Here is a 13,293-nt window from a genome sequence, read left to right as displayed (position 1 = left end):
TTTTGCCGCGCCCTCGCTTGCTGCAAATCACGGACTTTTCAGGTGCCTGATGAACGGCATGAAAAAGCCCCGGCTCCCTGTTGGGGAACCGGGGCTGTTCCGGGTGGATCAGGAGGTTTGCTTACGATTGCGAATGACCCCCAGGGGCACCAGGATCACGGTCAGGACGAACGCCACCAGGGCCCATTGGGCCAGGGACAGGCCGAGGATCGGCGGGTACGGCGTGGAGCAGAAACCGTCGACCTGAAAGCCCAGGGGAAAGATCGTCGCCAGCGGCAGGCTGTCGACAATCGGCTGCAGCACATCGATGCCACAGCTCACCGCCGGATAGAACTGTGTGTACACGTGGTGCCCGGCCACTGCCGCGCCAAACAGTGCGCTGATGACCACCAGGGTCTCCATGGCCGTGACCCCGCGACGCGAGCTCAGGGCTGCGCCAATGAAGGCAAAGAGCGCAATCAACAGCAACGCATAGCGCTGCAGGATGCACAGCGGGCAAGGCGCCTCGCCCAACACCACCTGCATGTACAGGGCTCCGCCGATCAGCGCCAGGCAGATCACCCCCAGCAGCACCAGGAAGCGTCGTTCACGTCCCAAACGCAGTCTGTCGTCACTCATCCCTATTCCTTTCCTGTTGTCTGTTCAGCCTGCCACCGGCACTCGCGACGCCAGGCTGGATTGTCTTCAATGAACCCGTGGACCGTGGCCCGGCCCATGCTCGCAGTGGCGTCCTCGGCTGCCGGGAAGTCTACACGTTGAACATGACCTTTGAATGCAGGGGGCATGGCGTTCGGCTGCACTGCCCCGGAGCAAAGCCGCCCGTACCGCGGCCCAGGGTTCTACTCAAGTGGCGGACAATAACGAGAAACGGGTTAAGAGTGGATTAACCGTTGTACGAAATGTACTGAAAACGGCAATTTCAAACAAAACGCCCCGCAAATCCAAGATCTGCGGGGCGTTCAGGGCAGCTCAGGGCCGGTCCGCAAACAGGACCGGCCGAGCGGTCATTCCAGGGCCGCGGCGGGACCGAAGAACTCGTAGCGACTTTGCTGCTCGGGGATGCCCAGGGCCTTCAGGTGGCGCTTGATGGCTGCCATGAAGCCTTTGGGCCCGAGGAAGTAGGCATCCAGGTCGCGTTGTTCCGGCAGCCACTCGGCCAACTGCTCGCGCGTCAGCATGCCGAGCTTGTCTGCCGATGGGCTGACACCGTCGTCCTCGGCGTAGCAGTAGAAACGCTTGAGCTGCGGATGACGCTGGGCCAGTCCATCGACCCAGTGACGGAACGCATGCACCTGGCCGTTGCGCGCGCAGTGGATGAAGTGCACCGGGCGCTGGGTCGCCAGGGCGGCTTCCAGCATCGGCAGAGTCGGGGTGATGCCCACGCCGCCACTGATCAGCACCAGGGGCTTGTCGCTGGCCGCCAGGGTGAACTCGCCGGCGGGCGGGAACAGCTGGATGGTGCTGCCCACCGAACACTGGTCGTGCAGGTAGTTGGAGGCCACGCCACCCACTTCGCGCTTGACGCTGATGCGGTACTGGCCCTGGTCAGAGAGCGCCGACAGGGAATAATTGCGGCGGATTTCCTCACCGTCGATAAAGAGCTGCAAGCCGATGTACTGCCCAGGCTCGGCGGCCAGGATCGGACCCTGGTCCAGTGGCTCGAAGTAGAACGAGGTGATTTCCGCGCTCTCCTCCACCTTCTGCACCAGCTTGAACGCCCGCGCTCCACGCCATCCGCCTGGCGCCTGGGCCTTCTCGTCGTAGATCGCGGCCTCGGCGCCGATCAGGATATCTGCCAACTGGTTGTAGGCCGCAGCCCAGGCGCTGATCACTTGCTCGGTGGCGATGTCTTTGCCCAGCACTTCCTCGATGGCCCGCAACAGGCACGCACCAACGATCGGGTAGTGCTCCGGCAGAATCTGCAGGGCCACATGCTTGTTGATGATCTTGGCCACCAGGTCCCCCAGTTGGTCCAACCGGTCGATGTGCCGGGCGTACATCAATACGCCATTAGCCAGGGCCCGAGGCTGGTCACCGCTGGCCTGGTGCGCCTGGTTGAACAGCGGCCGCACCTGGGGATACTCGGACAGCATCATTCGGTAGAAGTGGGTAATCAGGGTTTCTCCACCGCTTTCCAGCAGGGGCACAGTGGATTTGATGATGGCGCGATCTTGAACGCTTAGCATAAGGACAACTCCTGGACTTTATGACTGCTTGCAGGTTTCCTTTGACCAATCAGTTTTCATGCCAAGAAATAAATCCTTTAAATTCAATAGATTAAAACAAATATGGTCAAAAAGACCCTTATGCATTTATAGTCATTATGACCATATGGAGTCCTTATGACTGCAAAATCCCTGCTGACGACCTTGCTGCCCCTGGTCACCGACCTGTCCCGGGAACTGCCCGAAAGCGAGCGATATCGTCGCCTGCTGGAAGCCCTGCGCGCGCTGCTGCCCTGCGACGCCGCCGCGTTGTTGCGCCTGGATGGCGAGTGGCTGGTGCCCCTGGCCGTCAACGGCTTGAGTACCGATACCCTGGGGCGCCGCTTCAAGGTCAGCGAACACCCGCGCTTCGCTGCCCTGCTCGCCAGCCCGGGACCCACCCGTTTCGCCAGCGACAGTGAACTGCCCGACCCTTACGACGGGCTGGTGGAAGGCCTCGACAATCACCTGGAAGTGCATGACTGCATGGGCTGCCCGCTGTTCATCGATGAGCGCCCCTGGGGCCTGCTGACCCTCGACGCGCTGGACCCACAGCGCTTCGAGCCCATCGAGCTGGACGCCCTGCAAGCCTTCGCCAGCCTCGCCGCGGCCACTGTCAGTGCCGCGCAGCGCATCGAACGCCTGGCTCAACGCGCGGAAAACGAGCACCAACGGGCCGAGGTCTACCGCCAGGCCAGTGGACAGAACCGCGAAATGATCGGGCAGAGCAAGGCCCACAAGCGCCTGCTGGAGGAGATCAACCTGGTGGGAGGCAGCGACCTGACAGTGTTGATCACCGGTGAAACCGGAGTCGGCAAGGAACTGGTGGCCCAGGCCATCCATGGCGCCTCGCCCCGGGCCGAACAGCCGATCATCAGCCTCAACTGTGCCGCCCTGCCCGACACCCTGGTGGAGAGCGAACTGTTCGGCCACGTGCGCGGGGCATTTACGGGAGCCACCCAGGATCGCCGGGGCAAGTTCGAACTGGCCAACGGCGGCACCCTGTTTCTCGATGAAGTGGGCGAGCTGTCACTGACCGTGCAGGCCAAGTTGTTGCGGGTACTGCAAAGCGGCCAACTGCAACGCCTGGGCTCGGACAAGGAGCACCAGGTCGATGTGCGCCTGATCGCCGCCACCAACCGTGACCTGGCACAGGAGGTGCGCAATGGCCGCTATCGCGCCGACTTCTATCACCGTCTCAGCGTCTACCCCCTGCCAGTGCCGGCCCTGCGCGATCGTGGTCGCGACGTGCTGTTGCTCAGCGGCTACTTCCTCGAGCAGAACCGCTCGCGCATGGGCCTGGGTAGCTTGCGTCTCAGCGTCGAGGCCCAGGCGGCGCTGCTGGCCTACGGCTGGCCGGGCAACGTCCGTGAGCTGGAGCACCTGATCGGGCGCAGCGCCCTCAAGGCCCTGGGCCACTGCCGAGAACGGCCGAAGATCCTCACCCTCGATGTCGCGGACCTCGACCTGCCGCGGGCCATTGAGCAACCCGCCACAAACGCCCCACCGCCCAGCCCGGAACTGCCAGCCGCCGCGATCCAGGGCGACTTGCGCGAAGCGACAGAAAGCTACCAGCGCCAGCTGATCAGCGCCTGCCTGGAACGCCACCAGCACAACTGGGCCAGCGCCGCCCGGGAGCTGGGCCTGGACCGCGCCAACCTCGGCCGCCTGGCCAAGCGCCTGGGCCTGAAATAACCCCGCCCAGCCACCGCCGCCCGCGGCCAGCGCACCGCCCCCAGAGCCTCGGCCGGCAGCTGGCTATCCGCTGTGCGGCCGATCATCGCCCGGGACAGCGGCTATACAGAACACAGGGGCCGACAAGACCTCGATCAGGCTAAAGCCAGCCCTGAACAAGTCGATAACCCGTTATCAATGGTTGTCCGTGGTTCGCACCACGAGCCAATTCTTTCCAGAGAAGGTTTTTATGTCCTCCAACAAAGCCCGCGCAGATTCGCTTTCGCTTCTGCTGTTTACCTTGCGCAGCGGCAAGCTGATGGCAATCAACCTGCTTAAGGTCAGTGAAATCATCCCCTGCCCGCCGCTGACCAAGCTGCCGGAATCCCATCCCCACGTAAAAGGCATCGCCACCCTGCGCGGCAATTCCCTGTCGGTGATCGATCTCAGCCGGGCCATCGGCGAGCGGCCCCTGGCGGACCCGGACAGCGGCTGCCTGATCGTCACCGATGTCAGCCGCTCCAAGCAGGGCCTGCATGTGCAGGCGGTGAGCAAGATCGTGCATTGCCTGACCACCGACATCCGCCCCCCGCCCTACGGCTCCGGCGGCCTCAAGTCCTACATCACCGGGGTGACCCAGGTCGACGGCACCCTGGTGCAGGTCCTCGACATCGAGAAGGTGATCCACGGCATTGCCCCGGCGCAGATCGAAATGGCGCCTACCGAACTGAGCATGGAAGACGCCGAAGCCCTGGGCAACGCCCGTATCCTGGTGGTCGACGACAGCCAGGTGGCGTTGCAGCAGTCGGTGCACACCCTGCGCAACCTCGGCCTGCAATGCCACACCGCCCGCAGCGCCAAGGAAGCCATCGACTGCCTGCTGGAACTGCAAGGCACGGCCAATGAGATCAACCTGATCGTCTCCGACATCGAAATGTCCGAGATGGATGGCTACGCCCTGACCAGGACCCTGCGGGAAACCCCGGACTTCGCCCATCTGTACGTGTTGCTGCACACCTCCCTGGACAGCGCCATGAACAGCGAAAAGGCTCGACTGGCCGGAGCCAACGCGGTACTCACCAAGTTCTCCTCGCCGGAATTGACCCGCTGCCTGATCGACGCGGCCAAGGCCATTGCGACCCAAGGAGCCTGAGGCATGAGCGAGATCCACTGCCTGCTGCTGCGCCGCGACCTGAGTCTGCCCCAGGCAGCCCCCCAGTGGCCGGACGGGGTCACCGTGCAGCCCTACAGCCCGGAACAGGCCGAGGCCGTGCACCAACTGATGCACCTGGGCTATCTGGACGGTGGCGGCCGGGTGCCAGCACTGGACACCTGGCGCCAGGCTTTCGAAACCGATGCCGAATACGACCCCCAGCTGTGCCTGGTAGCCCGCGATGGCGACGGGATCATCGGCGTCGCCCAGTGCTGGACCAGCGCCTACATCAAGGATTTGGTGGTGCATCCCCGTGCCCGTGGCCAGGGCCTGGGGCGTGCCTTGTTGCAGCAGGCCTTCATGCTGTTCGCCGAGCGCCGGGAAGGCTTTGTCGATCTGCGGGTACTGGAAGGCAACCTGCCAGCCCGCTGCCTGTACGAAAGCGCCGGCATGCACCTCGTCCGCCGCGAGCTACTGCCTTAGGCGCCGGGCCTGCTGACATTTCCAGGCCGATACCGCACCCTTTAGCCGCTGGCGAAGGCGGCGTTCGATCACCGCGCACGCCGTGGTCTCACCGCCCCTGAGGAGCCGTGCCCATGAATACAAAGATCCTGAGCCTGATAGCACTCGCCGCCCTCGCCTGCCAGGCCCGGGCCTCCAGCGACGAAGCCTGGGCAGCCCTGGACAGAGCCGTGCTCGAGAGCTGCACCCGGGCCAGCGGCCTGAACCACCCCCAGCCCGTAGGCAAGGCCGCGCAATTCGACGATCAACTCGCCTATACCGCCCTTCTGCTGCAAGGCCAGTACCCACAAAAGCAGCTGCGCGGCCAGTCCGGCATCGAGCTCTGCCTGTACAACAAACGGACCCGCACTGCGGCGGTCACCGAGTGGGACTCGATCCGCCCGGTAATCAAGCGCCCGTAAATGGCGTACAACTTGCTTCGATGTTCTCCCTGGCCGCGTCGTTGACGGTATTTGCGACGCACTTCCTGTCGACCCGTAATGGTTTCGCGCTCCATGAACACTCAGTTTTCCTGTGTAGGCTGCGGCAAGTGCTGCAACGACCATCATGTGCCCCTGACCCTCACGGAAGCCCGTGCCTGGGCGGCCGACGGCGGTCAGGTGATCGTTCTGGTGGAGGCCTTTCTCGGCAATGGCCTGGGGTTGCCGGCGCAACAGCGCGAACATGCCGAGCGGCGCTCCTGCCGAGTGCCCAGCGGCAGTACCGAGGCCTACGTGGCGATTACCTTCGCCGCCTACAACGTCGGCCCGTGCCGGAATCTTGACGAAGAACAGCGGTGCCGCATCTATGAGCGGCGACCATTGGTGTGCCGCATCTATCCGATGGAGATCAACCCGCACATCCCCCTCAACCCACAGGCCAAGGAATGCCCAACGCAATCCTGGGAACAGGGACCGCAGCTGATTCTCGGCGGCGAGCTGGTAGACCTTGAACTGGCCGAGCTGATCCGCCGCTCGCGCCAGGCCGACCGCGACGATATCCCGACCAAGACCGCGATCTGTGCCTTGCTGGGGATTCGCACCACGGCACTCAAGGGCGATGGTTTCACTGCCTACCTGCCCGACATGACAGCCCTGGCCAGAGCCATCGATCAAATCCAGGCTCAACCACCGGAGGCGTCGAGCCAATCCTGGCGCTTTCATCTGTCCGGGGAAGACATCGCCAGCCAGGTCCAGGCCGCCGGCGCCCAGGTGGTCAGCGATACGCCCCTGGACTACGCCTTCATTTCCCTGCGCGCCGCCTGAGCCGCGAGCAACGGCGCGCCGGCGAACAGCCCTAGCCGCGCTTGTGCCAGAACTCCAGCGCCAGTTGCCGCAAGTCGCCTGCCAGCCCGGCCACGTCGCCCGAGTTGACGTGGCTCAACTGGCCGGCACTGACCGTGACCTCGCACGCATTGCGGATGCCGATGATGTTGCGGTTGATGTCTTCGCTGACCGCACTCTGCTCTTCCACCGCGGCGGCAATCTGCAAGCTCATCTCGGTGATCTGGTTGACCCGCTGGCTGATGCCGTCCAGGGCCACCGCGGCGCGCTGAGCCTGATCGACGCTGCTCTCCACGTGCTGGCTGCTGTGCTGCATGGCCTCCACCGCGTTGCGCGCGCCGTTCTGCAGGGTGCTGATCATGCGCTGGATTTCGTTGGTCGAATCCTGGGTGCGCTGGGCCAGCCCGCGCACCTCATCCGCCACCACTGCAAACCCTCGCCCTTGCTCACCGGCCCGGGCCGCCTCGATCGCCGCATTCAAGGCCAGCAGGTTGGTCTGTTCGGCAATGCTGCGGATCACCTCCAGCACCCCGGAAATGTCGCTGCTGTGGCTTTCCAGTTGATGGATGACCTCGGTCGCCCGCTCCAGCTCACTGGCCAGGCGCAGCACCGCACTGCGGCTCTCGCCCACCAGCAGATGGCCCTCACGGGTTTCGCTTTCCGCCTGGTCCGCCGCCACCGAGGCCTGCTGGGCATGGGTGGCGACCTCGGCGACGCTGGCCGCCATCTGGTGAATGGCCGCCGCCACCTGATCGGTTTCCGCCTGCTGTTCCAGGGTGCTGTTGTGGCTGCTGTGCAAGTGCTCCACCAGTTCGGCGGCATGCCCCTCCAGGCGCTGGGACGCATCGCCGATGCGCCCCACCACCGCGCCCACCTGGGCTTCGAGCATCTGCAGGGCGAACTCGATGCGCCCGAACTCGTCGGCACGGCCGGTATAGATGCCCTGGCTCAAGGGGTTGTCACCGATCTGCCGGGCGCGCTCGGCCAATCGATCCAGTGGCCGGGTTTGCACGCCGACCGCCGTCAGGCTCAGGCACCACCCCATGGCCATCACGGCCCCCTGGACCATCCAGGATTCGGGCAGCAGCCACACTGAAACGCCGTAGCTGCCGATGAAGCCGGCGCTGATGGAGGTCCAGAGACGCAACCGCAGGCTGATCACCGGCAACAGGCTCCACCACGAGGGGCCGCCAGCGTTGAGCTGGGCATAGGCCCGCTCTGCCGCCTCGATCTGACGCACGCTGGGTTTGGTACGCACCGACTGGTATTCCACCGCCTGGCCATCGCGGGTCACGGGCGTGACATAGGCACTGACCCAATAGTGATCGCCGTTCTTGCAACGGTTCTTCACCATGCCCATCCACGAACGGCCGCGCTTGAGGGTGCGCCACATGTGGGCGAAGGCCGCGGAGGGCATGTCCGGGTGGCGCAACAGGTTATGCGGCGAGCCCAGCAACTCCTCACGGTTGTAGCCACTGATCTTGATGAAATCAGGGTTGGCGTAGGTGATCGCGCTAGTCAGATCAGTGGTCGAAAGGATATTCGCATCAGGGGCAAAGTCCACGTTTCGCCCAGTAACCGGAAGGTTGATCTTCATGGATAGCGCGCTCGTCTGTGTTGGGTGGAGTCGGCAGGGCTGCTGACTCTAAGCGCACTGATGCCACAAATACTGATCCAGCTCAGGTTTAAAGCAATTAGCCATCATTGCGATTAAAAAGCGCAAATCAGGGCTTTGTCTTCGATTGTCGGCGATATCAACGCTTGCCCATGGAGCGACGGGTACCGGGAGGCGCTGCGCCGGGGGTCTTGGTGTGGCCATTGCTGGCGCCGTTCTTGTACCAGGGCTGCTGGGCGTTCTTCGCCGGGGCGAATTCGGACGGCTTGAACGGAAACTTGAATGCCGGGATCGCGGCCTTGTCCTCGGTGACGGTCGACTCGACCGCAGGATCGACGCTCACGGCGTCATCCGCAGGGGGCTGTACAGGGGAAGTCATGAAAACTCCAGGGGGAAAAAGGAATCCGGGCCAAGGGACAGGCCACAGTGGACGGCAGTATACCCGTGTGCCAGCGATCTTTAACCTGGGTTGCCGGGGTGGGCCGGGGCTTTTCTGACAGCGCCGACAGCTGGCCGTCACCTTGCTGACCGGGTTGCCGGACTATAACTGTCCTCAGATCATGGCCATCTTTCCGACATCATTGCCCCCGGCGTTCTCATCCCATGCCCATTGCCAAGAAAACCGTCGTGACCGTAGCGCTACTCGTGGGCCTCAGTGCCGTGGCGCTGTGGCTCCTGAACAAACCGGCGACCGCCAAGCTGGCCGCCCCTACGGCAATTCCGGTGCGGGTAGTGGACGTGATCCGCCAGGACGTGCCGCGCTATGCCAGCGGCATTGGCTCGGTGCTGTCGCTGCACAGCGTGGTCATTCGTCCCCAGGTGGACGGCATCCTCACCAGGCTGCTGGTCAAGGAGGGACAACTGGTGAAGGCCGGCGACCTGCTGGCCACCCTCGATGACCGCTCGATCCGCGCCAGCCTGGATCAGGCCCGGGCCCAACTGGCGCAGAACCAGGCCCAGTTGCAGGTGGCGCAGATCAACCTCAAGCGCTACAAGCTGTTGTCGGTGGATGACGGTATCTCGAAGCAGACCTATGACCAGCAAGTGGCCCTGGTCAATCAGCTCAACGCTACGGCCCAGGGCAACCAGGCCGCCATTGACGCCGCCCAGGTGCAACTCTCCTACACCCAGATCCGCTCTCCCGTCACCGGTCGGGTAGGGATTCGCAGCGTGGATGAAGGCAACTTCCTGCGCATGAGCGATACCCAGGGCCTGTTCTCGGTGACCCAGATCGACCCCATCGCCGTGGAGTTCTCCCTGCCCCAGCAAATGCTGCCGACCTTGCAGCAACTGATTCATGCCCAGTCCCCCGCCGCGGTCAAGGCCTACCTGGGAGCCGACAGCAATAGCGCCGGGGCCTTGCTCGGCAACGGCCACCTGACCCTGATCGACAACCAGATCAACGCGGGCACCGGCACCATCCGCGCCAAGGCGGAGTTCGACAACGCCCAGCAGAAGCTCTGGCCCGGCCAACTGGTCACGGTGCAGATCCAGACGGCCCTGGACCAGGATGCACTGACCGTACCGCCGACGGTGGTCCAGCGCGGCCTGGACCAGCACTTCGTCTACCGGGTCAAGGACCAGCAAGTGGAAGCCGTGCCGGTGCAGGTGGTGTATCAGGACAGCGACCTGAGCATCATTGCCGGGGTCCAGGCCGGTGACGTGCTGGTCAGCGATGGCCAGTCGCGGCTCAAGCCCGGTTCCCGGGTCCAGGTACTCAGCGATCCGCCCCAGGTGGTCCAGGCCTCGGAGCCCAAGCCATGAAGGGGCGCGGCTCGGTATCCGCCTGGTGCGTCGACCATCCGGTCGCCACCGTCCTGCTGACCTTCGCCCTGGTGCTGCTGGGGCTGATTGCCTTTCCGCGCCTGCCGGTGGCACCGCTGCCGGAAGCCGAGTTTCCCACCATCCAGGTATCGGCGGCCCTGCCCGGCGCCAGCCCGGACACCATGGCCTCATCGGTAGCCACGCCCCTGGAAGTGCAGTTCAGCGCCATCCCCGGCATGACCCAGATGACCTCCAGCAGCGCCCTGGGTTCGTCGCTGCTGACCCTGCAGTTCACCCTGAACAAGAGCATCGATACCGCGGCCCAGGAAGTGCAGGCGGCGATCAATACCGCGGCCGGCAAGCTCCCCAAGGACATGCCCACACTGCCCACCTGGAAGAAGGTCAACCCGGCGGACAGCCCGGTGCTGATCCTCAGCATCAGTTCGACGCAGATGCCCGGCACCGAGCTCAGCGACTACGCGGAAACCCTGTTGGCCCGGCAGATCAGCCAGATCGACGGGGTCGGCCAGATCAACATCACCGGCCAGCAGCGCCCGGCGATTCGGGTCCAGGCCTCGGCGGACAAGCTGGCGGCCATCGGCCTGACCCTGGCCGACATCCGCCTGGCGATCCAGCAGACCAGCCTCAACCTGGCCAAGGGTGCGCTGTACGGTGAATCGAGCATCTCCACCCTGTCCACCAACGACCAGCTGTTCCACCCCGAGGAATACGGCCAGTTGATCGTTTCCTACAAGGATGGGGCACCGGTGCACCTGCAGGACGTGGCGCGGGTGGTCAACGGCTCGGAAGATGCCTACGTCCAGGCCTGGTCCGGCGATCAACCCGGGGTCAACCTGGTGATCTCGCGCCAGCCCGGGGCCAACATCGTCGACACCGTGGATCGCATCCAGGCCGCCCTGCCGGGGCTTGAGGCGATGCTGCCGGCCTCGGTACAGGTCAACGTGCTGGTGGACCGCACCCAGACCATCCGCGCCTCGCTGCATGAGGTGGAAATCACCCTGCTGATCGCGGTGCTCCTGGTCGTGGCGGTGATGGCGCTGTTCCTGCGCCAGTGGTCGGCAACCCTGATCGTCTCTGCGGTGCTCGGCGTGTCACTGATTGCCAGCTTCGCCCTGATGTACGTCATGGGCTTCAGCCTGAACAACCTGACCCTGGTGGCCATCGTCATTGCCGTGGGCTTTGTGGTGGACGATGCCATCGTGGTGGTGGAGAACATCCACCGTCACCTGGAAGCCGGTGACGGCATGCGCGAGGCGGCAATCAAGGGCGCCGGCGAGATCGGCTTCACCGTGGTCTCCATCAGTTTCTCCCTGGTGGCGGCGTTCATTCCCCTATTGTTCATGGGCGGCGTGGTCGGCCGGCTGTTCAAGGAGTTCGCCCTGACCGCCACTTCCACCATCATGATTTCGGTGGTGGTCTCGCTGACCCTGGCCCCCACCCTGGCGGCCCTGTTCATGCGCGCCCCGGTGCACCCGGCCCATGCCAAGCCAGGCTTCGGCGAGCGCCTGCTGGCGGTCTACGAGCGCGGCCTGCGCAAGGCCCTGGCCCATCAGAAACTGATGCTGGGGATCTTCGGCCTGACCCTGAGCATGGCCATTGCCGGCTATGTTCTGATTCCCAAGGGCTTCTTCCCGGTGCAGGACACCGGCTTCGTCCTCGGCACCACCGAAGCCGCCGCGGACATTTCCTACCCGGACATGGTGAAAAAGCACCAGGCCCTGGCCGAGATCGTCGCCGCCGACCCGGCGGTACAGGCCTTCTCCCATTCCGTGGGGGTCTCCGGGAGCAACCAGACCATCGCCAACGGACGCTTCTGGATCTCGCTGAAGGGTCGCGGCGACCGGGATGTCTCCGCCAGCGCCTTTATCGACCGCATCCGCCCGCAGCTGATGAAGGTGCCCGGCATCGTCCTCTACCTGCGGGCCGGCCAGGACATCAACCTCAGCTCCGGCCCGAGTCGCGCCCAGTACCAGTACGTGCTCAAAAGCAACGACGGCCCGACCCTGAGCACCTGGACCCAGCGCCTGACCGAGAAGCTGCGCAGCAACCCGGCCTTCCGCGATATATCCAACGACCTGCAACTGGGCGGCAGCATCACCCACATCAACATCGACCGGGTCGCCGCCGCCCGCTTCGGCCTCACCGCCAGCGATGTCGACGAGGCGCTGTACGATGCCTTCGGCCAGCGCCAGATCAACGAGTTCCAGACCGAGATCAACCAGTACAACGTGATCCTCGAACTCGACACCCAGCAACGCGGCAAGGCCGAAAGCCTCAACTACTTCTACCTGCGCTCGCCGTTGACCGGAGAGATGGTGCCGCTGTCGGCCCTGGCGCGCTTCGATGCCCCCACCATCGGCCCACTGTCGATTGCCCACGACGGCATGTTCCCGGCCGCCAACCTGTCGTTCAACCTGGCCCCCGGCGTGGCCCTGGGTGACGCGGTGGTCCTGCTCAACCAGGCCAAGGCCGAGATCGGCATGCCGGCGGCCATCAGCGGCAACTTCCAGGGCGCGGCCCAGGCCTTCCAGAGTTCCCTGGCCAGCCAGCCATACCTGATCCTCGCGGCGCTGGTGGCGGTCTACATCATCCTCGGGGTGCTGTACGAAAGCTTCGTGCACCCGCTGACCATCATCTCCACCCTGCCCTCGGCCGGTCTCGGTGCCCTGTTGATGCTCTGGCTCTGTGGCCAGGACTTTTCGATCATGGCGCTGATCGGCCTGGTGCTGTTGATCGGCATCGTCAAGAAGAACGGCATCCTGATGATCGACTTCGCCCTGGAAGCCCAACGCAATGGGGGCCTGGCGCCGGAAGAGGCGATCTACCAGGCCTGCATCACTCGGTTCCGGCCGATCATCATGACCACCCTCGCCGCCCTGCTCGGCGCCCTGCCGCTGATGCTCGGCTACGGTGCCGGCGCCGAACTGCGCCAGCCCCTGGGCATCGCCGTGGTCGGTGGCCTGCTGGTGAGCCAGGCGCTGACGCTGTTCACCACGCCGGTCATATACTTGTGGCTTGAGCGGCTGTTCCACCGGCCCCAGCCGGCGCTGTCGCCGGCCACCAATACCTGAGGCGGGT

Annotated in this window: 11 protein-coding genes; 7 read left to right on the top strand and 4 right to left on the bottom strand. The window is 64.5% G+C overall.

The annotated features are described in order from the left end of the window. Positions 1–108: 108 nt before the first annotated feature. Positions 109–618 carry a disulfide bond formation protein B gene (locus U873_RS0117560; protein ID WP_025129484.1) on the bottom strand — a complete coding sequence of 170 codons (510 nt, stop codon included), beginning with the start codon at positions 616–618 and terminating at the stop codon, positions 109–111. Between the two features lie 386 nt (positions 619–1,004). After that, complete coding sequence (gene hmpA, locus U873_RS0117555) at positions 1,005–2,186, bottom strand: NO-inducible flavohemoprotein (RefSeq protein WP_025129483.1); 1,182 nt, start codon at positions 2,184–2,186, stop codon at positions 1,005–1,007. A gap of 156 nt (positions 2,187–2,342) precedes the next feature. Between hmpA and norR the strand changes: the two genes are divergently transcribed. The 5 genes from norR to U873_RS0117530 all read left to right on the top strand — a co-directional run bounded on the left by norR (position 2,343) and on the right by U873_RS0117530 (position 6,797). Next, entirely contained in the window at positions 2,343–3,899 is a 1,557-nt protein-coding gene (gene norR / locus U873_RS0117550; protein WP_025129482.1) for a nitric oxide reductase transcriptional regulator NorR, read from the top strand. Between the two features lie 229 nt (positions 3,900–4,128). Then, positions 4,129–5,031, top strand: a complete 903-nt coding sequence (locus U873_RS0117545; RefSeq protein ID WP_025129481.1) for a chemotaxis protein CheV — start codon at positions 4,129–4,131, stop codon at positions 5,029–5,031. A gap of 3 nt (positions 5,032–5,034) precedes the next feature. After that, complete coding sequence (locus tag U873_RS0117540) at positions 5,035–5,514, top strand: GNAT family N-acetyltransferase (RefSeq protein ID WP_025129480.1); 480 nt, start codon at positions 5,035–5,037, stop codon at positions 5,512–5,514. Between the two features lie 113 nt (positions 5,515–5,627). Beyond that, complete coding sequence (locus U873_RS0117535; RefSeq protein ID WP_025129479.1) at positions 5,628–5,954, top strand: hypothetical protein; 327 nt, start codon at positions 5,628–5,630, stop codon at positions 5,952–5,954. A 93-nt stretch (positions 5,955–6,047) separates the two neighbouring features. Further along, on the top strand, positions 6,048–6,797 hold the full coding sequence (locus U873_RS0117530; protein ID WP_025129478.1) for a YkgJ family cysteine cluster protein: 750 nt from the start codon (positions 6,048–6,050) through the stop codon (positions 6,795–6,797). A gap of 31 nt (positions 6,798–6,828) precedes the next feature. Here U873_RS0117530 and U873_RS0117525 read toward each other — a convergent pair whose 3' ends face one another. Then, on the bottom strand, positions 6,829–8,412 hold the full coding sequence (locus U873_RS0117525) for a PAS domain-containing methyl-accepting chemotaxis protein (protein ID WP_025129477.1): 1,584 nt from the start codon (positions 8,410–8,412) through the stop codon (positions 6,829–6,831). 157 nt (positions 8,413–8,569) lie between these two features. Further along, entirely contained in the window at positions 8,570–8,809 is a 240-nt protein-coding gene (locus tag U873_RS0117520) for a hypothetical protein (protein ID WP_025129476.1), read from the bottom strand. 224 nt (positions 8,810–9,033) lie between these two features. On the opposite strand from U873_RS0117520, the gene U873_RS0117515 reads away from it, so the two are divergent. Both U873_RS0117515 and U873_RS0117510 read left to right on the top strand, forming a co-directional pair. After that, positions 9,034–10,194, top strand: coding sequence for an efflux RND transporter periplasmic adaptor subunit (locus U873_RS0117515; RefSeq protein ID WP_025129475.1), 1,161 nt, complete (start codon positions 9,034–9,036; stop codon positions 10,192–10,194). Further along, positions 10,191–13,286, top strand: coding sequence for a multidrug efflux RND transporter permease subunit (locus U873_RS0117510; protein ID WP_025129474.1), 3,096 nt, complete (start codon positions 10,191–10,193; stop codon positions 13,284–13,286). Before U873_RS0117515 ends, U873_RS0117510 begins: the two co-directional genes overlap by 4 nt. Positions 13,287–13,293 lie beyond the last annotated feature (7 nt).

This window comes from Pseudomonas sp. PH1b (assembly GCF_000633395.1).
Taxonomy (GTDB): Bacteria; Pseudomonadota; Gammaproteobacteria; order Pseudomonadales; family Pseudomonadaceae; genus Aquipseudomonas.
Note: the sequence above shows the minus strand (reverse complement) of the source record. Positions and strands in the feature narration are given on the sequence as shown.

Coding starts and splice junctions, on each gene's coding strand:
- U873_RS0117560 (WP_025129484.1), bottom strand. CDS start 618: ATGAGTGACGACAGACTGCGTTTGGGACGTGAACGACGCTTCCTGGTG.
- hmpA (WP_025129483.1), bottom strand. CDS start 2,186: ATGCTAAGCGTTCAAGATCGCGCCATCATCAAATCCACTGTGCCCCTG.
- norR (WP_025129482.1), top strand. CDS start 2,343: ATGACTGCAAAATCCCTGCTGACGACCTTGCTGCCCCTGGTCACCGAC.
- U873_RS0117545 (WP_025129481.1), top strand. CDS start 4,129: ATGTCCTCCAACAAAGCCCGCGCAGATTCGCTTTCGCTTCTGCTGTTT.
- U873_RS0117540 (WP_025129480.1), top strand. CDS start 5,035: ATGAGCGAGATCCACTGCCTGCTGCTGCGCCGCGACCTGAGTCTGCCC.
- U873_RS0117535 (WP_025129479.1), top strand. CDS start 5,628: ATGAATACAAAGATCCTGAGCCTGATAGCACTCGCCGCCCTCGCCTGC.
- U873_RS0117530 (WP_025129478.1), top strand. CDS start 6,048: ATGAACACTCAGTTTTCCTGTGTAGGCTGCGGCAAGTGCTGCAACGAC.
- U873_RS0117525 (WP_025129477.1), bottom strand. CDS start 8,412: ATGAAGATCAACCTTCCGGTTACTGGGCGAAACGTGGACTTTGCCCCT.
- U873_RS0117520 (WP_025129476.1), bottom strand. CDS start 8,809: ATGACTTCCCCTGTACAGCCCCCTGCGGATGACGCCGTGAGCGTCGAT.
- U873_RS0117515 (WP_025129475.1), top strand. CDS start 9,034: ATGCCCATTGCCAAGAAAACCGTCGTGACCGTAGCGCTACTCGTGGGC.
- U873_RS0117510 (WP_025129474.1), top strand. CDS start 10,191: ATGAAGGGGCGCGGCTCGGTATCCGCCTGGTGCGTCGACCATCCGGTC.